Origin of the sequence: Embleya sp. NPDC008237 (assembly GCF_042956465.1) — a bacterium.
Taxonomy (GTDB): domain Bacteria; phylum Actinomycetota; class Actinomycetes; order Streptomycetales; family Streptomycetaceae; genus Embleya.
The window spans coordinates 331,859-355,599 of the sequence record NZ_JBIBGL010000011.1 but is presented as its reverse complement, the minus strand read 5'-3'; the positions used below and the strand labels follow the sequence as shown (position 1 = coordinate 355,599).

Annotated in this window: 22 protein-coding genes and 1 pseudogene; 10 read left to right on the top strand and 13 right to left on the bottom strand. The window is 69.4% G+C overall.

Annotation, left to right across the window (positions count from 1 at the left end):
• The first annotated feature begins 4 nt into the window (after positions 1-4).
• Positions 5-655: a TetR/AcrR family transcriptional regulator gene (locus ACFZBU_RS28585; RefSeq protein WP_391586536.1), complete on the top strand. Its 651-nt coding sequence runs from the start codon at positions 5-7 to the stop codon at positions 653-655.
• Positions 656-763: 108 nt separating this feature from the next.
• Here ACFZBU_RS28585 and ACFZBU_RS28580 read toward each other — a convergent pair whose 3' ends face one another.
• On the bottom strand, positions 764-1,942 hold the full coding sequence (locus tag ACFZBU_RS28580; protein WP_391586535.1) for an acyl-CoA dehydrogenase family protein: 1,179 nt from the start codon (positions 1,940-1,942) through the stop codon (positions 764-766).
• A 215-nt stretch (positions 1,943-2,157) separates the two neighbouring features.
• On the opposite strand from ACFZBU_RS28580, the gene ACFZBU_RS28575 reads away from it, so the two are divergent.
• From ACFZBU_RS28575 to ACFZBU_RS28560, 4 genes are all read left to right on the top strand, one after another.
• Complete coding sequence (locus tag ACFZBU_RS28575) at positions 2,158-3,675, top strand: class I adenylate-forming enzyme family protein (RefSeq protein WP_391586534.1); 1,518 nt, start codon at positions 2,158-2,160, stop codon at positions 3,673-3,675.
• 210 nt (positions 3,676-3,885) lie between these two features.
• Positions 3,886-6,081, top strand: a complete 2,196-nt coding sequence (locus ACFZBU_RS28570) for an acetate--CoA ligase family protein (protein WP_391586572.1) — start codon at positions 3,886-3,888, stop codon at positions 6,079-6,081.
• 429 nt (positions 6,082-6,510) lie between these two features.
• Entirely contained in the window at positions 6,511-7,377 is an 867-nt protein-coding gene (locus tag ACFZBU_RS28565) for an enoyl-CoA hydratase/isomerase family protein (RefSeq protein ID WP_391586533.1), read from the top strand.
• A gap of 194 nt (positions 7,378-7,571) precedes the next feature.
• Positions 7,572-8,126: a flavin reductase family protein gene (locus ACFZBU_RS28560; RefSeq protein ID WP_391586532.1), complete on the top strand. Its 555-nt coding sequence runs from the start codon at positions 7,572-7,574 to the stop codon at positions 8,124-8,126.
• 57 nt (positions 8,127-8,183) lie between these two features.
• Here ACFZBU_RS28560 and ACFZBU_RS28555 read toward each other — a convergent pair whose 3' ends face one another.
• The 3 genes from ACFZBU_RS28555 to ACFZBU_RS28545 form a co-directional block, all read right to left on the bottom strand.
• Complete coding sequence (locus ACFZBU_RS28555; RefSeq protein WP_391586571.1) at positions 8,184-9,845, bottom strand: cation acetate symporter; 1,662 nt, start codon at positions 9,843-9,845, stop codon at positions 8,184-8,186.
• A gap of 53 nt (positions 9,846-9,898) precedes the next feature.
• Positions 9,899-10,336, bottom strand: a complete 438-nt coding sequence (locus ACFZBU_RS28550; protein ID WP_391586531.1) for a DUF485 domain-containing protein — start codon at positions 10,334-10,336, stop codon at positions 9,899-9,901.
• 527 nt (positions 10,337-10,863) lie between these two features.
• Positions 10,864-11,280 carry an ATP-binding protein gene (locus ACFZBU_RS28545; protein ID WP_391586530.1) on the bottom strand — a complete coding sequence of 139 codons (417 nt, stop codon included), beginning with the start codon at positions 11,278-11,280 and terminating at the stop codon, positions 10,864-10,866.
• A gap of 306 nt (positions 11,281-11,586) precedes the next feature.
• Between ACFZBU_RS28545 and ACFZBU_RS28540 the strand changes: the two genes are divergently transcribed.
• The 4 genes and pseudogenes from ACFZBU_RS28540 to ACFZBU_RS28525 all read left to right on the top strand — a co-directional run bounded on the left by ACFZBU_RS28540 (position 11,587) and on the right by ACFZBU_RS28525 (position 13,866).
• Positions 11,587-12,444 (top strand): helix-turn-helix domain-containing protein, encoded by an 858-nt coding sequence (locus tag ACFZBU_RS28540; RefSeq protein WP_391586529.1) that lies wholly within the window; start codon positions 11,587-11,589, stop codon positions 12,442-12,444.
• Between the two features lie 8 nt (positions 12,445-12,452).
• Complete coding sequence (locus ACFZBU_RS28535) at positions 12,453-12,644, top strand: hypothetical protein (protein ID WP_391586528.1); 192 nt, start codon at positions 12,453-12,455, stop codon at positions 12,642-12,644.
• A gap of 44 nt (positions 12,645-12,688) precedes the next feature.
• Positions 12,689-13,288, top strand: a pseudogene (locus ACFZBU_RS28530) (IS5 family transposase).
• Positions 13,273-13,866 carry an AAA family ATPase gene (locus ACFZBU_RS28525; RefSeq protein WP_391586527.1) on the top strand — a complete coding sequence of 198 codons (594 nt, stop codon included), beginning with the start codon at positions 13,273-13,275 and terminating at the stop codon, positions 13,864-13,866. Before ACFZBU_RS28530 ends, ACFZBU_RS28525 begins: the two are co-directional and overlap by 16 nt.
• A 153-nt stretch (positions 13,867-14,019) precedes the next feature.
• Here ACFZBU_RS28525 and ACFZBU_RS28520 read toward each other — a convergent pair whose 3' ends face one another.
• Positions 14,020-14,730: a DUF4232 domain-containing protein gene (locus tag ACFZBU_RS28520; protein ID WP_391586526.1), complete on the bottom strand. Its 711-nt coding sequence runs from the start codon at positions 14,728-14,730 to the stop codon at positions 14,020-14,022.
• A 535-nt stretch (positions 14,731-15,265) separates the two neighbouring features.
• Between ACFZBU_RS28520 and ACFZBU_RS28515 the strand changes: the two genes are divergently transcribed.
• Positions 15,266-15,649 carry a VOC family protein gene (locus tag ACFZBU_RS28515; RefSeq protein ID WP_391586525.1) on the top strand — a complete coding sequence of 128 codons (384 nt, stop codon included), beginning with the start codon at positions 15,266-15,268 and terminating at the stop codon, positions 15,647-15,649.
• Here ACFZBU_RS28515 and ACFZBU_RS28510 read toward each other — a convergent pair.
• The 8 genes from ACFZBU_RS28510 to ACFZBU_RS28475 form a co-directional block, all read right to left on the bottom strand.
• On the bottom strand, positions 15,544-16,407 hold the full coding sequence (locus ACFZBU_RS28510) for an IS5 family transposase (RefSeq protein WP_391586524.1): 864 nt from the start codon (positions 16,405-16,407) through the stop codon (positions 15,544-15,546). The two genes, ACFZBU_RS28515 and ACFZBU_RS28510, sit on opposite strands and share 106 nt — an antisense overlap.
• 23 nt (positions 16,408-16,430) lie before the next feature.
• Entirely contained in the window at positions 16,431-17,132 is a 702-nt protein-coding gene (locus tag ACFZBU_RS28505) for a hypothetical protein (RefSeq protein ID WP_391586523.1), read from the bottom strand.
• 159 nt (positions 17,133-17,291) lie between these two features.
• Positions 17,292-18,356 (bottom strand): hypothetical protein, encoded by a 1,065-nt coding sequence (locus ACFZBU_RS28500; protein ID WP_391586522.1) that lies wholly within the window; start codon positions 18,354-18,356, stop codon positions 17,292-17,294.
• 223 nt (positions 18,357-18,579) lie between these two features.
• Positions 18,580-19,092 carry a hypothetical protein gene (locus tag ACFZBU_RS28495; protein WP_391586521.1) on the bottom strand — a complete coding sequence of 171 codons (513 nt, stop codon included), beginning with the start codon at positions 19,090-19,092 and terminating at the stop codon, positions 18,580-18,582.
• Positions 19,093-19,115: 23 nt separating this feature from the next.
• The gene (locus ACFZBU_RS28490; protein WP_391586520.1) at positions 19,116-19,367 is read right to left on the bottom strand and encodes a hypothetical protein; all 252 of its coding nucleotides are present in this window, start codon (positions 19,365-19,367) and stop codon (positions 19,116-19,118) included.
• A gap of 169 nt (positions 19,368-19,536) precedes the next feature.
• Entirely contained in the window at positions 19,537-20,604 is a 1,068-nt protein-coding gene (locus ACFZBU_RS28485; RefSeq protein ID WP_391586519.1) for a Zn-dependent alcohol dehydrogenase, read from the bottom strand.
• A gap of 241 nt (positions 20,605-20,845) precedes the next feature.
• Entirely contained in the window at positions 20,846-22,276 is a 1,431-nt protein-coding gene (locus ACFZBU_RS28480; protein ID WP_391586518.1) for a hypothetical protein, read from the bottom strand.
• 6 nt (positions 22,277-22,282) lie between these two features.
• Positions 22,283-23,692 (bottom strand): hypothetical protein, encoded by a 1,410-nt coding sequence (locus ACFZBU_RS28475; RefSeq protein WP_391586517.1) that lies wholly within the window; start codon positions 23,690-23,692, stop codon positions 22,283-22,285.
• Positions 23,693-23,741 lie beyond the last annotated feature (49 nt).

Here is a 23,741-nt window from a genome sequence, read left to right as displayed (position 1 = left end):
CGGCATGACAGGACAAGTTCGCACCGTCGACGGCCGCGTCGCCGGGCGACGCGGACAGGCGACGCGGCAAAAGCTGCTCGACTGCCTCCGCGAGATGCTCGACACGTCTCCGTACCGGGACGTCAAGGTCATCGACGTCGCCCGTATGGCAGGCACCTCTCCCGCCACCTTCTACCAGTACTTTCAGGACGTCGAGAGTGCGATCCTCGAGATCGCGAACGACATGGCCAAGGACGGCCAGCGTCTGAAGACTCTCGCCGAGGACCAGAACTGGGCCGGCAAGGGCGGCTTCGCCGCCGCCGAGGCCCTGGCCGACGGCTTCCTCGAATTCTGGCGGGACTACGAGCCGATCCTGCGCGTCGTCGATCTGGCCTCGGCCGAGGGCGACAAGCGCTTCTACAAGGTGCGCCAGAAGATCCTGACGGCGGTCACCGGTTCGCTCACCGAGGCCATCGAGAACATGCAGGCCAAGGGCAAGGTCGGCGACGACGTGCAGCCGAACGCGATGGCGGGCACCCTCGTCGCGATGCTGGCGGCGGTGGCCGGGCACCAGAAGGGCTTCGAATCCTGGAACATCAAGATGAAGGACGTCCGGCCGGCGCTGTCCACGCTGGTCTTCATGGGCGTCACGGGGAAGAAGCCCCCGACGCGTTAGGCCTGTCGGCGAGTCGCAAGCGCCGAACCGGCGGCCCCGTGCCGTGCGCCGTCCTCGAACGCCGGACGAGCTGATGTCAGCCCGTCCGGCGTTCGAGGTCGAGCCTTGCTAGATCCCGGCCAGCTCCGCGATGCGCTCGCGCTGTGCGCCCCGGTCACCGAACAGGTGCGCGGACGTGATGGCCCGCTTCAGGTACAGATGGCAGTCGTACTCCCAGGTGAAGCCGACCCCGCCGTGCAGTTGGATCATCTCCTCGGCGACATGCCGGTACGCGGCGGTCGCCGTCGTCATCGCCAGCGGTGCCATCACCGCCAGTTCGCCCGGCGTCGCGAGTCCCGCCGCCTCCGCCTCGGTGGCCGCCCACGCCGCGTAGTACAGCGCCGAACGGGCCGTCTCGACCTCGACGTACAGGTCCGCGCAGCGGTGCTTGATCGCCTGGAACGAGCCGATCGGCCGACCGAACTGCACCCGCCCCCTGGTGTACTCCACGGTCGCCTCCAGGCAGCGCGCCGCCCCGCCGACCGCCTCCGCGGCCACCGCGATCTCGGCGAGCGCCAGGACCCGTTCCAGGGCCGCGTCCGCGCCGGGAGCGCCCAGCAGCCTCGCGGGGGTGTCCGCGAAGGTCAGCCGGGCCTGCTTGCGGGTCTGGTCCAGCGTCGGCAGCGCCGTGCGGGTCAGCCCGGCGGCGTCCTTGGCCACGGTGAACAGCGCGAGGTCGCCGCCCACCCGTCGCTCGCCCCCGCTCTCGACGCGCGCCACCACCACGATCAGATCCGCGATCAGGCCGTCGATCACGTGCGTCTTGACGCCGTCCAGGCGCCACCCGTCGCCGTCGGCGCGCGCGGTCGTCTCCACCACGCGCACGTCCCGGCGGCCCGGCTCGGCCAGCGCGAGCGCACCGAGCGTCTCACCCGCCGCGATGCCCGGCAGGTACTCGGCCCGTGCGCCCTCGTCGCCCGCGTGCACGAGCGCATACGCCGTCAGCACCGACGACGCCAGGAACGGTGAGGGGAAAAGCGACCGGCCCATCTCCTCCAGGGCCACGACCAACTCGGTGAAGCCGAAACCGACCCCGCCGTACTCCTCCGGAATCGCGAGACCGGGCAGCCCGGTCTGTTCGCACACGCGTCGCCACACCTTGGCGTCGTAGCCCGTCTCGGTGGCCATCACGGCCCGGACGGCGGGCGAGTCGCTGTGCTTGTCGAACACGTCCCGGAGTGCTCTGCGGATCTCCTGCTGCTCATCGCTGAACTCGACGTCCACGTACCGCAACTCCTTGGCACTCATGTCGTGCGGGTCGGGACGGTTGCCCGGCCCGAGTTCCGGTCGGCTCCATTGACGATCCGGCAGCCCGCGAGCACCAGTATCTGACACACCGTCATACCCTTGGAACATTGCTTTCGTCACACCTCCGAAACGTCGCGTTACCCCGGGCGTGTCGTGTTGTGTGGCATACACCACCCCCACGCCGATACTTCGCGCGCAGGCCGAAGGGACCCGTTGTGACCGTTCTCGCCCAGGTGCTTCGTGAGGCTGCCCGACGCTTTCCCGAGCGTCGGGCCCTCGTGCACGGCGGAAGCGGGTTCACCTACGGCGGCCTGGACGCGGTGACCGACCAGGTCGCCGCCGGGCTGGCCGGGCGCGGTGTCCGGCCGGGTCATCTGGTCGCCCTCGTGCTCCCGTCCGGGCTCGAGTACGTGGTCGCCTACACCGCCCTGGCCCGACTCGGCGCGATCACCACCGGCGTGGGACCGCGCTACACCCCCGCCGAGCGGGCCGCGATCCTGGACCGGGCCGCGCCGGATCTGGTGCTGGCCACCGAGGAACTGGCCGAGGGCATCCCGGCCGGCCCCGAACACATCCGCTGCGTACCGGCCGCCGGCGCGCACGAGGTCTGGGCCGAACTGCGGCGGGACGAGATTCCGCCCGCGCCGCCGGTCACCGGCGAGCAGGATCCGAGCCTGCCCGAGACGGTCGTGTTCACCTCGGGCACCACGGGCACCCCCAAGGGCGCCCTGTTCACGTCCCGGCAGATCGCCGCGATCACCGCGATGGACACCGGCGACCGCTGGGGCGAGGGCGGTCCGCAACTGATCGCCACCGGCCTGCCGCACGTCGGCTTCATGACCAAGCTGGCCGGCTACCTCAAGATGGGCGCGACCCTGCACGTGCTCGGCCGCTGGCGGGCCCAGGACGCACTGCGCCTGGTCGCCCGCGAGAAGATCCCCTACCTCGGCGGCGTGGCCGCGCAGGTCTCCCTCCTGCTCGGCCGACCCGAGTTCGACCGCTACGACCTCACCCACGTACGCGGACTGATCGTCGGCGGCGGGCCGTCCCCCGCCCCGCTCGTGCACGAGGCCCGGACCCGATTCGGGGCGGGCTACTCGATTCGCTACTCGTCCACCGAGTCCGGGGGTCTGGGCACGCTCACCGCCTTCGACGCCCCCGACTCGGAGGCGCTGCACACGGTCGGCCGGCCCCGGCCGGGCACCGAACTGGAGATCCGCGACCCGCGGACCGGCACCGTCCTGCCGGTCGGCGAGGAGGGGCAGATCTGCCTGCGCTCGCCCGCCGTGATGGCGGGCTATTGGCGCGACCCCGAAGCCGGCGCCGCCGCCCTCGACGGCGACGGCCGGCTGCACACCGGCGACCTCGGTCGGATCGACGAGGCCGGCTGCCTGCGGATCACCGGGCGGATGACGGAGATGTACATCCGCGGCGGATACAACGTGTATCCGCAGGAGGTGGAAGCGGTGCTGCTCGACCATCCCGACGTGGCCTCGGTGGCGGTGGTCCCTCGACCCAGTCGGGTGATGGGCGAGATCGGCGTCGCGGTCGTGGTGTCACGTGCAGCATCCGAGCCGTCACTCGCCGCGTTGCGCGAATTCGCGGCGTCACGGCTGTCCGCACACAAGCTCCCCGAGGCGATCCGGATCGTGCCGGAGCTGCCGCTCACCGGGATGGACAAAGTGGACCGCAGATCCTTGACCGAACGCGAGAAGTCCTTCGGGGACGTTTAGTAACCGCGCGATGACCAGCAGATATCCACAATATGTTTGACCAAGTCAGCAAATGTCCAGGTGATCGGACAGATGCGTCGGGACCGGGCCGGTGAGACAGTGGACAGCCCTGACGTCCCATCAGCAAGCTAACTGACTAACCGTCAGCTCGATTCCAGTGTCGATCGGATCTGGCGGCGACGAAAGATCGAAAAAGGGACGGGCGCGATGATGCTTCACGACAGCAGAGGACACCACTTCCCGGGGCACACTCGAACCAGCGTCACCGTGAACGCGGATCCGTCGGCCGAACTCGACGTGACCGGCCGACCACTCGCGCTCCGCCCCGCCGACCTGGACCGCTTCTTCCGACCTCGCACGGTCGCCGTGATCGGCGCCTCGGACACCGAGGGCCGACCCGGCGCCCGAATCACCGCGCAACTGATCGCGTGGGCCGACCGGGTGGGCGCGCGGTTGTTCCCGGTCAACCCCAAGCACGAGCGCATCGCCGGCCGGCCGTGCCACGCGGACATCTCGGCGGTCCCCGAGCCGGTCGACCTCGCCGTCGTCCTGGTCGGTGACCCGGCCGAGGTACTGGAGCAACTCGCGGGCGCCGGCGTGGGTTTCGCGGTCGTGTTCGCGTCCGGCTTCGCCGAGGCGGGCGCCGCCGGGGCCGAGGCGCAGGCCCGGCTCGCCCAGCTCACGTCGGGCGGCTCGCTGCGCCTGCTCGGGCCGAACACCAACCTCAACGCCTTCGAGGAGTTCCGCACCGACCTCGAAGGCCCCGCAATCGCGTTGATCACCCAGAGCGGACACCAGGGCCGCCCGGTCTTCGCCGCCCAGGAGATCGGCATCCGGGTGTCCCACTGGGCCCCGGTCGGCAACGAGGCGGATCTGGAAATCGCGGATTTCGTCCGGCACTTCTCCGATCAGGAGGAGGTCGGCGTGATCGCCGCGTACGTCGAGGGGTTCAAGGACGGCCGCACCTTCGCCCTGGCGGCCGACCACGCCGCCCGGCAGGGCGTACCGGTGGTCGTGGTCAAGGTCGGGCGGACCGAGACCGGGGCGCGGATGGCCCAGTCGCACACCGGCAAGCTGACCGGCGGCGACCGCACCGCGTCGGCGGTGTTCCGCCAGTACGGGGTCACCCGGGTCGACGGCCTCGACGAGCTGATCGACACGTCCCAGCTGTTCGCGCGCACCAGGACCCCGCTCGCCCAGGGGGTCTGCGTGTACTCGATCTCCGGCGGCACCGGTGCGCACATGGCCGACCTCGCCGCCGCCGAGGGCCTGTCGGTGCCTCGGCTGGACCGGGCCACGCAGGAGAAGCTGCACGCGTGGATACCGCCCTACCTGACCGTGTCCAACCCCGTGGACAACGGCGGCCACCCGGCCGGCGACGAGCGTGGCCGCAAGATCATCGACACGATCCTGGCCGACCCCGGGATCGGCGTGCTGGTGTGTCCGATCACCGGCGCGTTCCCGCCGATGAGCGACCGGCTCGCGCAGGACCTGGTGGACGCGGCGGAGGCGACCGACAAGGTGGTCTGCGTGGTCTGGGGCTCGCCGGTGGGCGACGAGAGCGCCTACCGCGAGATCCTGCTCAAGTCGAACCGGGTGGTGGTCTTCCGCACGTTCGGGAACTGTGTGCGGGCGCTGCGGGCGTACTTCGACTACCACCGCTTCCGCACCCAGTACTCGTCGCCGTTCGAGGACGTTCCGCGCACCGCGTCGCCGGCTGCGGCCAAGGCCAAGCGGCTGCTGTCCTCGGGCAAGCCGCTGTCCGAGCACTCGGCGAAGCAACTGCTGCGCACGTACGGGATCCGGGTGCCGCGCGAGCAACTGGTCACCTCGGCCGCCGCCGCCGTGCGCGCGGCCGGGCTGATCGGCTATCCCGTGGTGATGAAGGCGTGCGGCCCGCAACTGCCGCACAAGAGCGACCTGGGCCTGGTCAAGCTGGGCCTGCGCTCGGCGAGTCAGGTACGGGACGCGTACCGCGAGATCACCGACGCGGCCAAGGAGGCGGGCGCGGGTCGGCTCGAAGGCGTCCTGGTGTGCCAGCAGGTCGATCGCGGCGTCGAGATGGTGGTCGGGATCTCGCACGACGACCTGTTCGGACCGACCGTCTCGGTCGGCCTGGGCGGCATCTTCGTCGAGGTCTTCGACGACATCGCGATCGGGGTGCCGCCGTTCGGCGCCTACGAGGTCAAGCGCATGCTCGGCGAACTCCGCGGCCTCAAGTGCCTCCAGGGCATGCGCGGTCAGCCGCCCGCCGACCTGGACGCGCTCGTCGACGTGGTCATGCGGGTGCAGCGCATGGCGCTCGAACTGGGCGACGAACTCGCCGAGTTGGACATCAACCCGCTGATGGTGATGCCCCGCGGCGGCGGCACGGTAGCCCTGGACGCCCTCGCGGTGGCCCGCTAGGGCCTGCGGCCGGCCGGCCGGGTTCGCCCCCGGCCTCCGGCCGAGGTGTCCTCAAGCGCCGGACGGGCTGGACGGCCTGTCCGGAGCTTGCGGCCACCTCTCGACCCGGCCGAGCGCCCCGCCGGCCCCACCGAGCGCCCCGGCAGCCCGGCCGGCGTTCGAGGCCACCCCTCGGCCCGGCCGAGCGACCCGACAGCCCGGCCGGCGCTTGAGGCCATCCCAACCCGACCAACGCTCAACGCCGGACGAAAACCATCCAGCCCGGCCCGCGCTTGAGGCCACCCTTCAGCCCGGCCGGCGTTTGAGGCCAACCCAACCCGACCAACGCTCAACGCCGGACGAAAACCATCCAGCCCGGCCCGCTTGAGGCCGAGAAGAGCCCGTCCGGCGCCCGAGGACGGCCAACCACATCAAGGAGCCAAAGCTCACATGACCGCCAACACCGACCAGGACCTCCTCCACAGCGTGAGCAACGGTGTGCTCTGGCTCACCCTGAACCGCCCCGCCGCCAGCAACTCCCTCACCTGGGCCCAACGCGAACTGCTGATCGACCTGCTCGCCGAGGCATCCGCAACCGAGTCGGTCCGCGCAGTCGTCCTCACCGCCGCAGGCCAAAAGCACTTCTGTACCGGCATGGACCTCCGCAGCTCCCCCGGCACCAAGTCCCTGCTGGCCGCAGCCGCCGAGGAAACGACCGCCGACGACGACGCCGCGCCCAAGCCCCCGGCCCGGCCCACCGGCTACGCCACCCGAATGATGAAGACCGGCGTACAGCGCCTGACCAACGCCGTCCTGGACTGCGAGAAGCCGGTGATCGCGGCGATCAACGGCACCACCGCCGGCTACGGGATGAGCCTCGCGCTCGCGTGCGACCTGGTGATCGCCGCCGACAGCGCCCGCTTCATCCAGATCTTCACCCGTCGCGGCCTGGTGCCGGACGGCGGCAGCGCGTACCTGCTGCCGCGCCTGGTCGGCCCGCAGAAGGCCAAGGAGCTGATGTTCTTCGGCGACGACCTGCCCGCCGCCGAGGCGCTGCGGATCGGCGTCGTGAACAAGGTGGTAGCCGCCGACGAGCTGGAGGCGGTGACCAGGGAGTGGGCCGAGCGCCTGGCGAGCGGGCCGACCCGGGCGTACGCGTTCACCAAGCAGCTGGTCAACCGCTCGCTGGAGAGCGACCGGGTGGCGGCCTTCGACGAGGAGGCGCGGATCGTCGAGCTGAACATGACCTCGCGGGACGCGAACGAGGGCGTCGCGTCGCTGATGGAGCGCCGCAAGCCGGAGTACTACGGCTGGTAGCCGCACCGGGCCGGGCGGTGGGGCGCAACGACCCGCCGCTCGGTCCTTGTTCGCCCGTTGTGCCTTACGCCACAAGGCAACTGACGAGTCGTCAGGTGTGACGAAGGACCCCCTCCCCTTTGATTGACGCAAGGAAAACGGGTGACGTAGCGTCACAGACCCGACGCCCCAAGACACCTGCGAGGAAGTCCATCATGGGCCAGATCGACGCAGCGAGCACGAAGCCCGCGGATCCCGCGGCCATCGCCCTGCCGGAGGGTGAAGGCATCGTCGAGGCGGACACGTTCCGGCACGTCCTCGGCCACTTCGCCAGCGGCGTCACGGTGATCACCGCGCTCGACGGCGACACGCCGGTGGGCTTCGCCTGCCAGTCGTTCGCGTCGCTCTCGCTGGACCCGCCGCTGGTGACCTTCTTCGTGGCCAAGACGTCCACCACGTGGCCGCGAATCCGCCCGGGCGGCCGGTTCTGCGTCAACGTGCTCGCCGAGGACCAGGAACTGCTCTGCCGCGGCTTCGCGGTCAGCGGCGCGGACAAGTTCGCCGGTGTCGCCCACAGCCCGGCACCGACCGGTTCGCCGAAGCTGGAGAACGTCCTCGCGTGGATCGACTGCACGCTGGAGAGCGTCGTCGACGGCGGCGACCACGAGATCGTGATCGGCCGGGTCCAGGCCCTGGACGCACCGCGGATGGAGTGTGCTCCCCTGCTGTTCTACAAGGGCCGGTTCGGCCACCCCAGCGACAACGCGTGACGCCGATTCGGACCCGGGCCGAGGCCGCGGGTCCGAATCGGTGCCTGCCGCGCCCGCTCAGTGCGCGCCGGCTCCGGTCAGCGCCCTGACCTCCAATTCGGCGAACTTGCGGTCGTCGTCGTCGGTCCGGCGACGCCGGGCGGACATCGCGCCGATCGCGGCACACGCGAAGCCGACCGGGATCGAGATGATCCCCGGGTTCTCCAGCGGAATGGGCGCCGGCGTCGTACAGCTGAACAGCGCCGTCGCGTTGCCCACGTCCTTGCGGTCCTTCGACACGTTGCAGTCATCCGCCTGCTTGGCGTTGAGCTGCTTGATCGCCGGCTTGGTATCGGTGGCCCCGCCCCAGCAGATCGGGGACAGCGCGACCACCAGGACCGAGGTGACCAGGCCGCCGTAGATGCCGAACACCGCACCGCGTGTGTTGAAGTTCTTCCAGAACAGCGAGAACACGATGGCCGGCAGGTTGGCCGAGGCCGCGATGGCGAACGCGAGCGCGACCAGGAAGGCCACGTTCAACTCGCGGGCGAACACGGACAGGACGATCGCCGCCGTGCCGATCACCAGCGCCGCGATCCGCGCGACCTTGACCTCCTCGGCGTCCGTGGTGCGGCCCTTGCGGAACACGTTCGCGTACAGGTCGTGCGCGAACGACGAGGACGACGCCAGCGTCAGGCCGGCCACCACGGCCAGGATGGTCGCGAAGGCCACGGCGGCGATGAAGGCGAGCATCAGCGCGCCACCGGTGGTGCCCGCCCCGCCGCCCAGGTGTTCGGCGAGCCGGGTCGCGGCCGTGTTGCCGGTCGGGTCGGCCTTCTTGATCTCCTTGCTGCCGATCAGCGCCGCCGCGCCGAAGCCGAGGATCAGCGTCATCAGGTAGAACACGCCGATGATGCCGATCGCCCAGGTCACCGACCTGCGCGCGACGCGGGCATTGGGCACGGTGTAGAAGCGCACCAGGATGTGCGGGAGGCCGGCCGTACCCAGCACCAGCGCGAGCCCGAGCGAGATCAGGTCGATCTTCGACCAGCCGTCCGTGGCCCCGTACTTGAGGCCCGGCTGGAGGAACGACTCGCCCGAACCGGACTTGCTCGCCGCGGTGCCGAGCAGGTCGGCGACGTTGAAGTCGAACTTCGCCAACACCCACACGCACATCACGAACGCGCCGACCATCAACAGCCCGGCCTTGACGATCTGCACCCAGGACGTGCCCTTCATGCCGCCGACGGTGACGTACACGATCATCAGCGCGCCCACCGCGGCAATGACCGAGATCTGCGCGGTGTCGCTCTTGACGTCGAGCAGGAGCGAGACGACCGAGGCGGCGCCGACCATCTGGGCCAGCAGATAGAAGATCGACACGACGATCGTGGACACGCTCGCGGCCATCCGTACCGGGCGTTCACGCATCCGGTTCGCGAGTACGTCGGCCATCGTGTATCGGCCCGAGTTGCGCATCGGCTCGGCGACCAGCAGCAGGGCCACCAGCCAGGCGACCAGGAAGCCGATGGAGTACAGGAATCCGTCGTAACCGGACAGCGCCAGGATGCCCGCGATGCCCAGGAAGGACGCGGCCGACATGTAGTCGCCGCCGATCGCCATGCCGTTCTGGAGGGCGGAGAACGAACGGCCGCCGGCGTAGAAGTCCGACGCCGTCCGGTTCTTGCGACCGGCCCAGAAGGTGATGCCGAGGGTCACCACGACCAGCACGGCGAACATCGCGAAGGTCCAGCCTCGGTTGCTGGACTTCGCGGCGAGTTCGAGAGAAAGGTTCACGCTTCGAGTTCCTCTCGCAGTTCGGTGGCGACGGGGTCGAGTCGGGTGCGTGCGAATCGCGAATAGGCCCAGGCGATCACGAACGTCGAGACGAACTGGAGAAGGCCGAACACCAGCGCGACGTTGATGTGGTTCATCAGCTCCTTGGCCATGAAGTCACGCGCGTAGGCGGACATCACCACGTACAGCAGGAACCACGCGAGGAACGCGGCGGTGACCGGGAAGATGAAGGACCGCTGTCGCTTCTTGAGCCCCCCGAATCTCGGGTCCTGTTCCATTTCCAGGTAACCGGCGCGGTCGTCGACGTACGGGGCGCGCTGCGCCGGGACGGAGGGATTCTCGCTTGCCGACGTGGGGCGGAGTTCGGATTCGGACGCGGACTCGGGTTCGGGCTCGGGAGGACGATCGTGCGGGTCGACGTGCGGAGTCGGCATGGGGCGGTAGGGCTCCTCTCCAGCGGACACCCCGCGCGTGGCCCGAGGCGCCGATCGGGTACCTGACCGCGGTCCGTGGGACCTGGGGCCGCAGCGGAGCGAGTTTAGAGGTGCCGCCAGGACGCGCGGAACCTATCCGATCAACTGAAAGCGGGACTGACGGGTTACGCGGATAACCCACGATTTCCCATGGCCCGCGGAATTGATCAAAACTGCCCACGAGTTCAACGAACCCGACCGAACCACCGTCGAAATAGCCCGTACACGTCTGCTACGACCAATTCTCACCACACTCGAAACATCTCGATCAGCAACGCCTCGGGGCGGGCTCGCGCCTGATGTCGAGTCGGGCTCAAGATCGAAATGCCGTCGTTTCACGCTCGAACACGGCGACTTCGGCGACGCCGCTCCGCGCGACCCACGCCCGCTCCGCGACTTCTCCACGCCCCGACTTACCAACTCCCCCGACATCGACCGGCCTTCGGTGCACGGCAGCCGACCTGCCCGCCTCGCCGCCGAAGTGCCCATCAGCCGGCGAGCCTCAATCCCACCACCACGGACTTGCCGTACTCGCGGCGGGGCACCACCGCCCAGGTGGCAGTGAGCGCGCTCACCAGGAGAAGTCCTCGCCCTCCGCATGCCTGCGGACCGGGCGAGGCAAGTGCGGGCAGCGCGGCGCCCGGGTCGGAGACGGCGAGCCGGCAGTAGCCGTCGGCGGGCCAGAGCACGAGTTCGATCGGGCAGCCGTCGGCCGGGCAAGTGCCGTACAGCAGAGCATTGGTGACGAGCTCGGAGGTCACCAACACGAGCTCGTCGGCGAGTTCGGGTCGGCATCCGCGCGGAAGGGCACCCGCCACGGCACACCGAGCGCGCCCCACGGAGGCGGGCTCGGCGGGAAAGCTCCAGTGGGACGGGATGACGGGGATCGCGGGAACGACAGGCATGGCCGGTGTCGGCTCGCCGGCAGGACAGAGGAATCCGGGCATGGCAACTCCTGGGCAGCGCGGGCTCGATGGGTGTGGACGCGGTGAACGCGTCGCGCGACGGCGCCGGTGGCCTACCTCCCCGAGCGCGGGCACACCCGTCCTGAAACAGGCGGGCATGCTCGCGCGGTGCACTTCCGGCATCGCTTTACGTGGATGATGCGATACTCACCGTAGAGCTTCGGGAGCACATGTGCCACCTAGTCGGCCAAGAGTGGTGGACCGGACTCCGCGAGCGCGGCAAACTGAGCGACATGTACGCAAGGGGTGCGAGTGGCGCCGAGAAGTAACCCGACCGCCCGCCAGCAACGCTTGGGCGCCGAACTTCGCAAGCTACGCGAAGGTGCCGGCCTGTCCACGGAGCAAGCGGCTGCGGTCTTGGCGACGAACCGAACCGTCATCACGAGCACGGAAGCCGGTCGGCACGGAATCAGCCCCGAGCGGGTGCGGCGGATGGCCTACCACTACGACTGCACGGACAAGGACCTGATCGAGGTCCTTGCCAGTATGGGTGCCGAGCGTACGAAGGGCTGGTGGGAAGAGTTCCGAGACCTCCTACCACCGACGTTCCTCGACATCGCCGAAATGGAGTGGTTCGCCAAGGGGCTACGAATGACCACGCTGGCCCACATCCCCGGCCCCTTCCAAACGGAGTCCTTCGCCCGCGCCCTCTTCGAGGCCGCCATCCCGCAGCTACCCGAGGAAGAGTTCGAGGCTCGGGTATCCCACCGCATCCAGCGTCACCGGGCACTCGATCGGCCGGGCGGCCCTACCTACATGGCCACGATCCACGAGGCCGCACTCCGCATCGAGGTCGGCGGACGTACCGTTCTCCGCGAACAGTTGGCGCACATCCTGCACATGGCGGAACAGCGCAACATCACCGTCCGGGCCATTCCGTTTTCCGCAGGAGCGTTCCCCGGCTCCGGTCAGTCGTTCCTGTACGCCTACGGCGAGGTGCCGAGCCTGGACACGGTCCAGTTGGATCGCACCAGCGTCGCCGAGTTTCTACACACGACCACGCAGCTTCGCAAGTTCAGCCTTCAACTCGACCAGATGGAACGGATCGCGCTCACCGAATCGCGGACACGCGATCTGATCCGGTCGATCATGCAGCAGCTCTAGGAGCGCACATGCCTGACATCTCCTGGGAAGACCCCTTCTGCCAGGACTCCGGAAACTGCTTCCGCCTCGGCATCGATGGTGAAGGCAACGCCTACATCGCCGTCAAGGGCCATGAAGACCACTACCTCACCGACACCATGGACGCCCTCCGAACCCTCATCCGCGACATCAAGGCCGGCCGGGCCGACCATCTCCTCTAGGGCCGGTCCGGCGGATCTTGTGACAACCCCCTCGCGTCGGGGCCATGGTTCGCTTTGCGGGGCGGGGCGATCTGACGAAGGACGAGTGGGCGCGACTTGCGCCCCATCTGCCGAAGTCCGGCGGTCGGGGCGGGCGTTGGAACGACCACCGAACAGTGATCAACGGGATCTTGTTCCGGATCCGCACAGGAGTCCCTCGGCGGGATCTGCCGAACCGGTTCGGGAGCCGGCGAACCGCCTATGAGCGTCACCGTCGGTGGTCGGCGGACGGCACCTGGGATCGGATCGTGCAAGCCGTCCAGGCCGATGCCGACGCCCGGGCCGGATCGATTGGAGCATGGTGAGCGTGGACTCCACCTCGTGCCGAGCCCATCCCCGCCGTAATCGCCGTTACCTACGCAGACGTCAGATCGGACACACCATCCCGGAACCGAAGGACCAGCGAGCCAACCGCAGGCGCCGAGGAAGCCGAGGAGGCCGGCCGGCGGGCTTTGACAAGGAGAGATACAAGCGCCGCAACGAGGTCGAGCGCATGATCAACCGGCTCGAGCACTTCCGCGCCGTGGCTACGCGCTACGACATGCGCGCCCACGTCTTCCACGGCACTGTCACCGGCATCCCTCCGCCTGTGGCTCAGCCCGTGATCGGGCAGATAAAACGGTGGCTGCCTGATTCGCTTCCCTGCCACGATCCGGGGGTGACCACGTTGTTCCTGATGGTCGGCCTGCCAGGGGCCGGCAAGACCACACGGGCTCGGCAGCTTGCCGCAGAGCACGGCGCGCTGCGTCTGACGCCCGACGACTGGATGATCCCCCTGTTCGGCGAGGCGGAGGCGGACGGGAAGCGCGACGTGCTGGAGGGGCGCATGCTCTGGCTCGCCCTGGAGGCGGTCAGACTGGGCACCGACGTCGTCGTGGACTACGGCTGCTGGTCACGGGACGAACGGTCCGCGATCCGCCGGCTGGTGGAGGCCGAGGGGGCGTGCTTCCGCATGGTCTACCTGCCGGTGGACGAGGAGACCCAACGCACCCGTGTCGCCCACCGCTGGGCGACCACCCCCGAGGAGACGTTGCCGATGTCCGAGGCCGACATCCTGCACGGGCGCGCGCATTTCGAGGAGCCCGACGCGGCGGAGCTGGAGGGCCGCGGGGACGCCGACCCGCCGCCCGGGTGGGTCGACTGGCGGGAATGGGCCGCCAACCGCTGGCCGTCGTTCGGGTGACTGCTGCGGCCCATGGGCTCTTCCGGCGCGAGTGCCGGTGATGTGTCGGCCCGTGGACGGCCGCATCGACGGGCCAACGGGCACGGGCCCCACCGCTCGTGCGGTGGGGCCCGTGCCCGTTGGCCTTGCCTGAGGTCTTCCCATGCGTGTGGGTCAGCCGCCCTGGCCGGCGCTGCCGATCGGGCCGACCTTGACCGGGGAGCCGGCGCCGTCCGTGACGGGCAGCGTGGCGGCGCCCGGCCAGCGCACGGTGATCGACTTGGTCTCTCCGGGCGGGGTCACCAGCAGGCCGGTGATCCGGACGCCGGAGCCGCCGGTGTCGTTGCTCGGGTAGGTGACGCCGAAGGACACCGACGTGTCGCTCTTGAGCGTGAACGGGTCCGCCGGCCGGCCGGTGCGCTTCGCGGACAGCGGCCCCTGGTTGGTCTCCAGGTCGACGCCGGCGAATCCGGACATCGTGCAGTTGTGGCCGATGTTCTTGAACGTCACCGCGACGGTGCGTTCGGCGTCGCCGGTGATGGTGGCGTCCTGCGCGGTGGCCCTGAGGTCGTCGGAGCGGCACTTGCCGATCGAGCCGTTGTCGCCCGCACCCCCGCCACCGCCGCCGGCGGCGGTCGTGCCCTGCCCGCCGGAGCTCTTCCCGGCGGGGGGCTGCGCGGCCGTCCCGCCGCCCTGGTTGCCGCCCGTGGTCGCGGACCCGGGCACTGCGGGCGGAGCGGCTTGGGTGTTGGCCGCCGGAGCAGCGGGCGAGGTGCCTTGACCGGCCTTCGAGTTCGAGTCCGACTCCTGGCACGCCGTCGTCAGCATGGCGCCGCCGACGATGGCTGCGGAGACGAGGAGGGCGGTGCGACGGTTGCCGAACATGAAGAACCCCTTGGTATCAGGTGATTGGAGCCGAAGCGGTTCCGGCTCGTCGGTGCCTGCGTGATCACTATGAAGGGGCTGCGAGCCGATGCGATACGGGAGTCGATGCTCCACGACGCCGCTGTCGCAGTTCGGTGACATGGTCACGAGAAGGAACGAGGACGGGCCCGGCACCCCCCGCTCGACGCCCCGGCGACGCCACGTTTGCCCTGGTCACAGCGTTTCCAGCCCGGCTCGGCGGACAGTGTTACAGGAGTTTCGCCGTCCCACGGTGCACCCCCTGCGCCCACCCCACCGTCGGCGCGGTGTCACGCGGCCCCATCGCACGTGTTTCCCCGCAACCGTCGGCCCGACCGCCGCCAAGCCGCCATGCGGGACCAACACCTCGACGCGTAACAGCCATTCGCTGATCGGATGATCCGAGGGAAGCGACCTGCGGCGCGTATCGGACAGGCCGCCGGAAGACCGAGCCGTGTGCGCGAAGATCGGCGCGACTCGGTGGTGTCGGGCGTGCAGATCGGGAAGGCTCACGCGCATGGTCTCGGTATTGCAGAACGTGGCGATCGACTGTGCGAATGCCTACGAGTTGGCTCGGTTCTGGAGCGGTGTGACGGGCCGTCCGCTGCATCCGGAGGACAGACCGGGTGACCGGGAAACTCAGGTGATGCTTGCGGAGGGCCCGGTGCTGTACTTCAACCAGGTGCCCGAGCCCAAGACGATCAAGAACCGGATCCACCTGTGTTTGCGCCCCGAGACCTCGCGCGATCAGGAGGTGGACCGGCTGCTGGGCCTCGGGGCCACCTTTGTCGCCGATCACCGCAACCCCGACGGTTCGGGCTGGGCAATCCTCGCCGATCCCGAAGGCAACGAATTCTGCGTTCTGCGCAGCGAATCCGACCGAGCGACGATGGAATCCTGAGCTCCCACCACCCCGATCGGTAGCGCATGGCAGCTTGTCACGGCCCGCCTCCGCGGGCCGTGAACACCCGGCCTGGTGCCGCGCCCGGCACCAGGGTCTGTTTGAAAGCAGGTCTTGGTCACAGCCATTCGCCGATGGCGGCGATGGTGACGGTGTTTCCTGCGGTTCCGGATCTGGTCGGCAGGTTCGGGGATGGTGCAGGCGATCCCGCGTCTGCGCAGCAGTGCGCGGTTCGCGCGGGAGCTGTAGGCCTTGTCGTCGCGCACCCGCCCCGGGCGGGTGCGCGGCCTCCCGGGTCCGATCCTGGGGATCCGGATCGCGTCCGGGAGGTTCGCGAACCGCGGTGAGTCGCCGCGCTGTCCGGCGGTGATCAGCAGGGCCGGCGGACGCCGGCCCTGCTCGCAGACCAGGTGGATCTTCGTGGTCGGCCCGCCGCGGGACCGTCCGAGCGCGTGGTCGGACGGCTCGTCGACCACGCCGCCGGGCGGCTCGCGCTGCAGATCCCCCTTTTGCGGGCACCGGCCGCGTGCTGATGCGCCCGCGCGATCGTGGAGTCCCCGTGCGTCCGCGCGGGCCTGCAACTGCTCCAGGACCCGCGCCCGTGTCCCGTCGCGCCGCCGGCGCCGGAACAGGCTGTACGCGGATTCCCACGGCCCGTACCGCTCGGGTATGTCCCGCCACGGCGCACCCGTCCGGGTGCGCCACCGGATCGCGTTCAGCTGGTCCCGCCGCGTGAACGCGGTCGGCCGGGCCGACACAACAGCGCGCCTGGGCAGGGTCCTTAACGCAGGACGGACCTGCCCTCGAACACCGCCTCCCGGATCTTCATGTCGTCGCAAGTGCCGTCCTCTTCGAGGAACTCAGGGAGGACCACCTCCGCCAAGATGTCGACCTTGCCTTCCCCACCGAGGTAGACACCGGCGTTGGCGCCGTCGGAGTACGGGTCGGCCGGCCCGCCCGCACCGGAGTCGGGGCTTGCGACCAAGCGGGCGTCCGGTTTGCCGGCGAAGTAGATACAGCCCTGGCCGCCCATCTCGAGCCAGGTATGGGCAGACACCGGCCCCTTGACCACGAGGGCGCCCGCTTCGGTCAGTGACGTCGCAAGAAGGTTCCGGACGGTCAACGACCGACCGACGAACAGGCAACTGTCCCAGAGGCACACCAGGTCCTGCGCCACGACCGAGCCGGTGACGTAGAGCGTTGTGTAGACATCCATGTTCAGGAAGGTGATGGGACCGCTGACGGTCAGGTCGCCGTCGATGACGTAGACCGTGTCCTCGTCCTCGTCGGGACCGTTGCCCAGCGCCAACGCGCCGCCGATCGCCAGGTCACCGCGGTGGACGTAGAAGTGCTCGGGCTCTTCTCCGAAATAGTCATCGACATCCCAGTCAGGGTTGTTGCTCGCTTCGGCTATGTCGTACCACTCCAGCGCCTCCTCGACCGGCACGGCATCCCAAGTTGCGCCGGGTAGTCCGAGAAACATGCCTCTCCCTTCGACAGCGGGCCCTCGACGGGTGCTCACCGCCGCGGTGTTCGGTAGCTGCCGTGATCATCCCTCCTCGCTGCGACAACGTGCGGGTCGGCCGTCATCATCGTCGCCATCGGCGAATGGCCATGACCAAGACCTGCTTTCAGACAGTCCCTAGTCGCCGTCCGGCCACAGCCGCAGGGGTGCGACCTTGGCCAGGTACGCCTGGGTCTCGGCGCCGTCCAGGAGCGCTTCGAGGGTGAGGTCGCCGGTGATGTGCGGGTAGAAGCGGCCCGCGTTCCAGGTCCGTTCGTACGTCGGCGGGTCCAGTACGAGTACGCGCTCGCCGTCCACGATCGGAATGTCCGCCGGGCAGCCCTCGTTCCAGATCCACGCGCCGTCCGCGCCGGCCAGATTGAACGCGCCGGTCGTCGTCGGCGCCCTGTCCGGGTCGAACGCCGCGTCCCGGGAGGCCGCCACCGCCTCGGCCGACGGCGGGTCGCCCGCGATGTGCCCGCCGCCGACGAGGATGTGCCGTATCAGCGTGTGCAGTTGGAAGTTGTCGCCGATGCGGGTGACCCGCATCCGGTAGCCCGTCTCGGTCGGCCGATGCAGCACGACCAACGGCTCGTCGTCGAACATCTTGAGCAGATAGCGCAGGCACTTGAGGTCCGCGTCGCCGAGCGCGGCCTCCTCGGCCGACGCGACGAGCGTGCCGTCGGCCTGTACCGCCCGGCGTATCTCCTCGTGCGAGAGCATCGCAACGGCCGCCATCTCCCACAGCGGCAACTGCATCCACGCGGACACGGCGGCGAACCGTCCCTCGTCCAGTCCGCCCGCCGAAGCCGCAACGCGTTCGAGTACCTCGCCCAGGGCGAGATGGTCGCGCTCGGGCAGGTCGTCGCCGACCGCCTCCGCCCACAGCGCCGGGAAGCCCGCGACGTCGCGCAGGGCGTCCCGCACACCGGCGAGAACCGGTCCCGAACACGCCTGCGGATCCGCGCCGTTCTCCACACAGGCGCCGATCATGACGGCCAGGATCGCTCCCGCCCCCAGAGGGGTTCGCGGCAACAGGGCGGCCAGTCGCGGCCCCACCTCGGCGCTGCTCTTCGGCTTCGCCTCCTCGAAGGCGTCGCGCAGCTGCCCATACGCCTCGTTCAACAGGACGTCGTCCCGCTCCGCCAAGGCCCGTTCGAGTCGGTCGACCGCCGTGTTCAAGGCACGTCCGGGAAAGATCATCCGCGCAATGTAGCGACCCGCACCGTCATTCCCGTGCGCACGCGGCAATCGGACGATGCGCCTCGCCTCGGCCGGCCTCGGCCGGCTGCCGCCCGGCTGCCTCACCCGGCACCGCGCGCCCGGCGGCAATCGGCACCGGACGCACTCACCCACGGCAAAGCGCCCCACTCGTCGGAAACGATCGGCGCGCCGGGGCACGACGGCGCGCGAGCGAGGAATGAAGTCAGTTGAAGGCGTCGATATACACCGAGCAATTCCCAGGCGCCGCCGGTGTCTGCACCAGCAGCCTGGTGAATCCCTTGCCTTCACGGGAATAGGCCACCGTGGAACCGATATCCGGACGCCAGCCGTGCCTCGTGGCAAAGTCCCGGACGTACCTGTTGTCAACATCATCCACAGCAGTCGGGGCGCCCGGCTTCGCCTCGGCAAGCACGGCCGGAACCGCCCCACAGGGGATCCGATAGGTGAGCGACAAGCTCGTCCCCATCATATTTCCCCCGGCTGAAAAGTGAACATCGACGGCCTCCACCGGAAGGGTGGTTCCGGTCAGCCGCAACGACTTCTTCAGGGAAAAACTGGGATCGCTCCCCGCATCGGCACGCGAATCATGTCGATCCGGGGCCCATGGATGCCAACGATAAATCTGGTACATCCCAATCGTCACGAGGCTCAGAACCAGCATCCCGACCAGAAAAGCGGCACCCAAGAACAAGGCCCGGGAAACGGAATCCTTCACCCTGCGCACCGCACCACCAAGGTTCACGACCCGGGCTGCGGAGCCGCATAGAACGTCGTGCTGCCGACGATATCAAAATCGTGCGCCAGCCCCGTCTCGTTGAGTCGAGCCAAATCGTTCTGAGGCACACCCTTGATATCACCCCGGGGCACGCCGCCCTCCGGATTCCCCCAGTTGTAGCGCTTGTAGATATCCACCCGCACTTGCCCCACCGGTTTCCCGTCGACCATTTTGAAATCGGATCCGACGATCGGTACTGATAACCGTTCAGCCATCACACACCCCCGGTCAGTGCGAAGAGCCGATTGTATCCCGTCGATTGCACAGGGCAACAAAATCCGGTCGATCGGGCGAGGTGCGGACCCCGTACGCCGAAGCGCGCCCCTCGGCGTGAGGAGCGCGCTTCGAACGTCAGGTGAAGGTGATCCAATGAACAATGCTGCGTCAGAAGACGAAGACGCCTCGCGCGATCTTGCCCGCCTCCGCGTCTTCGACCGCGTGGTGGAAGTCGTCCAACGCGTAGGTCCGGGTGACCAGTTCGTCGAGCTTGAGGCCGCCGGTCTTGTACAGGTCGGCGTAGCGCGCGATGTCGTACTGCGGGCGTGAGGAGCCGTAGCGGCAGCCCATGATCGACTTGTCCAGGAACATCGAGGACACGTGGAAGGACGCCTCGGCGTCCGACGGCGCGACGCCCAGGATGATCGCCTGGCCGGCCCGCCCGAGCATGTCGATCGCGTTGCGGATCACCGCGACGTGCCCGACGCACTCGAACGCGTGGTCCACGCCGCCCGGCACCAGGGCCTGGACCGCCTTGACCGAGTCCTCGACCGCACGCGCATCGACGAAGTCGGTCGCGCCGAACTGCCGCGCCACCTCCTCCTTCGCCGGGTTCGCGTCCACGGCCACGATCCGCACCGCGCCCGCGAGCTTCGCGCCCTGGATCACGTTGAGGCCGATGCCGCCGGTGCCGATCACCGCGACGGTGTCGCCGGGCTGTACCTTCGCCCGGTTCAGCACCGCGCCCACGCCGGTCAGCACGCCGCACCCGATCAGCGCGGCGGAGGCGAGCGGGATGTCCTTGGGGATCTTGACCGCCTGGACGCCCTTGACCACGATCTTCTCCGCGAACACCGACAGGCCCGCGAAGTTGTAGACCGGCTTGCCGCCGCGCGTGAACGGCTGGTTGAGCTGGCCGAAGCTCTTGGCACACATGGTCGGCCGGCCACGGTCGCACTCGCGGCACGCACCGCACGAGGCGAGCGTGGACAGCGCCACGTGGTCGCCGGGCTTGACGTGCGACACCAGCTCGCCGACGGCCTCCACGACGCCCGCGCCCTCGTGTCCGAGCACGACCGGAGGCGGGAAGGGGATGGTGCCGTTGATCACCGAGATGTCGCTGTGGCACAGACCGGCCGCACCGATCTTCACCAGGACCTCGTTGGCCCCGGGTGCTCGCACCTCGAGGTCATCGACGATCGAGGCTTCCTTGCCGTCGAAAAGAACGCCCTTCACCGGTTCCTCCTCCATCGGAAATGGGCTGACGAGCCGGGGCGCTCGACGGCTTACCGGCCGGACCGGCTCCGGAGCTCAAGCGCGCACGCGTACCCGCGCGGCACTCTAGCCCGGAACTGATGAGCAGTCAGCCGGTTGTGACAGTCCTCTCGTCACCCCCCGAAACCGCCTCTGAGCAGCCCGTCGATCACACACGTGTCGCATCGACGGACGGTTCACCACCCGTGCCGGCGGGGCGACTTCACCTCCCGCGCGGCACCCCGGCGGCATCCAGGATCCGATGCATCACCTCGACCGGCAGCGCCGGATTGCGCGCCGCGTACGGCCCGAGTTCGGGATCGTCCAGCAGCACAAGCAACCGATCCACCGGCACCGCCGGATGCCGAGCGAGCGCGGCCCGCACAGACCGCTCCGGATCCGCGAGCAACCCGACCACCACATCCACCGGCGCGTCCGGATCACGCACGACAAGCTCCCGCATGCCGCTATCCGAATCACCCGCGAACCGCGCGAGCCCGTACGTCGGAAAGCCGGGACGCCAGGTCAGCTGCCTCCGATGGCAACCACGGAAGTCCCGATACGCACCCAACAGCGACTCCGGCGCGACACCCGCCTGGTGGCGACTGGTCAGCACCCGCACCCCGAGGTCGGGATCCACTGCCAAGGCATCGCGCCGCTCCGCCGAAAGCCCGCCCGAGCACGCCGCGATCCGCCGCAGCCCGGGATGCGCCGAGCGCGCCCACTCGTCCGGCGTACCCGCGAGGGGACGTGGCACGTACCGAATCGCGTCGTCCAGATCCTCCATCGGCGGCACCGCGTAGTCGATCGCCGCCCGCTGTTGCTCCGTCAACTCCGCCCGGATCGACACCGCGTAGCGAACGCGCGGATCGGGATCCCGGGCGAGACAGGCAACCAGATCGGCCGGGAGATGCGGGTTCCCGGCGGCGTAGTACCGGTAGTGCGGCGGCGCTTCACCCCGAACGATCCGCTCGGCGTCGGCGCGCGTGAGCGGGCTTCGGGAGATGGCCGACGCACTGCCTCGGTTGGTCGGTGCCCAGTCGATGTCGGTCAGGCATCGGCGTACCTCGATCGCTCCCCTTCTGGCCCGTCCACGGACCTTGCGCACCGGGTCGAGCGTCAGTGCCACCCGATCGGCAAAGGGGAGGTGCTCCCACCATTGGCACGCCGTCAACCGCAGTTCGGGCTCCGGCCGGACAACAAACGATCGGTATATGTGCTGCGGCGTGTCCCCGGAGGACAAGAGCAACTGCAGCACGTCGTCGCGAGTCAACATCTGATCGCCAAAAGCGCTCTCCGCCGACATCGCATGCGAAAGAAACCGCGCGTAGCCGTCATCCGGCAGCGGACGCGGATCCCCGTCCGGATGGCGTTTGCCGTCGACCGTACGGGTAGCCACCACCCGGTCCGGATCGGCGACCAACCGCGCCCGCTGCACCGGATCCACATGCGGATTACCGCCCAACGCCATCCGCACCCGGCGATCGGGATGCCCGACCATCACCTCGATCACGTCCTGCGGCAAGGCCGTCGCCTCGGCAAGCCCGTTGCAGGCCACCCGCCCCAACTCACCCGTCAACGCCCGTAACAAAACCTCCCCCGGCACCGCCGGATTCCCGAGCACACCCGCAACCAGCCCATCGATCCCCGACATCGCCCGTCACCCCCGGCCCGGAACGCCCGTCGCGTCCAGGATTCGGTGCATCGCCTCGATCGGGAGGGACGGGTTGCGGGCGGCGTACGGCGCGAGTTCGGGATCGTCCAGCATCGTGAGCAGGCGTTCGACCGGCACCGCCGGATGTCGCGCAAGTGTGGTGCGTACGCATCGCTCCGGGTCGGCGAGCAACCCGGCCACCACTACGGCCGGCGCCTGCGGGTCGAGCACGACGAGTTCGCGCATGGCCGGGTCCGGGTCGGCCGCGAACCGGGCGAGCCCGTGGGCGGGAAAGCCCGGCCGGTAGGTCAGCCGCCACCGATGGCGACCGCGAAACTCCCGATACGCGCGCAACAGGTCCTCGGCGGGCACGCCGATCTGGTGACGGCACGTCAGAACCCGTACGCCCGGGTCCGGGTCGGCCAGCAGCCCGTCCCGCACCTCGTCCGGCAGTCCCGGCGCACACGCCGCCTGCCGCCGCCGCACCGGGTGGGCGGAGCGCGCGTAGTCGACGGGCGATTGGGATCGGGCCAGGTACGGATACCACGCGACCTCGTCGAGGTCGGTCAACTCCGGCACCCGATAGTCGATCGCGGCGCGCTCCTCCTCGGTCAGCTCGGGCCGAAGCGAGACCCTGTCCCGGACGTACGGATCCTCGTCCCGAGCCAGGACGGCCACCAGGTCCGGCGGCAGGTGCGGGTTCCCGGCCAGGGCGCTGCGGTAGTGGTCCGGGCAGTCCTCCCCTCGAACCACCCGCTCCATCGCCTCCCGTTCCACGCGTCGACTGCCGAAGACCCAACTGTGGCCCCAGTTCTCGGGATCCCAATCGATATCGATCCCGGCGTAGACCTCCGCGTCGTCCCCGGCCACCTCCCGAGCCTCCGCGCGCACGTCCGGGTCCGGGTCGGTCAGCAGCGCGGCCCGATCCTCGGCCGACAGGCCGCCCACGAACCGGGCCGCGAACCGGCGCAGCCCCGGCTGGGGATGCCGGGCGAGAGCCTGTCGCAACCGATGCGGCATGCTTGCGCACCGATTCATCGCCTCCAACAGCCGCAGTTCATCCCAGGGTTGGTCCTCGCGCGCGGCGTTCGCCCACTGCCGAGCGGCGAAGAACGCCTCGTAGGCGGCATCCGGCAGCGGTCTCGGCTCGCCGTCGGGGTGCGTGCGGTATCCGAAGAGATTCGCGAGCACCACCCTGCGCCGATCGTGCACCAGCCGACCTCGTTGCTCGGCGTCGATGTACGGATTCGCGGCGACCGCGGCCCGCACAGCCTGCTCCGGGTGCACGAGCATCACCTCCACCACGTCCCGGGGCAGGCCCGGGGCGTCGCGAAAGGCCCGTCGCAATGGTTCGTCCTCGGCGCTCAGCAGCACCCGAAGCAGCACCGCACTCGGTACCGCCGGATTCTCGATCACGCATTCCGCAAGAGATCGTGCCCCGACCATTCAGTCCCCCATCGCCCCA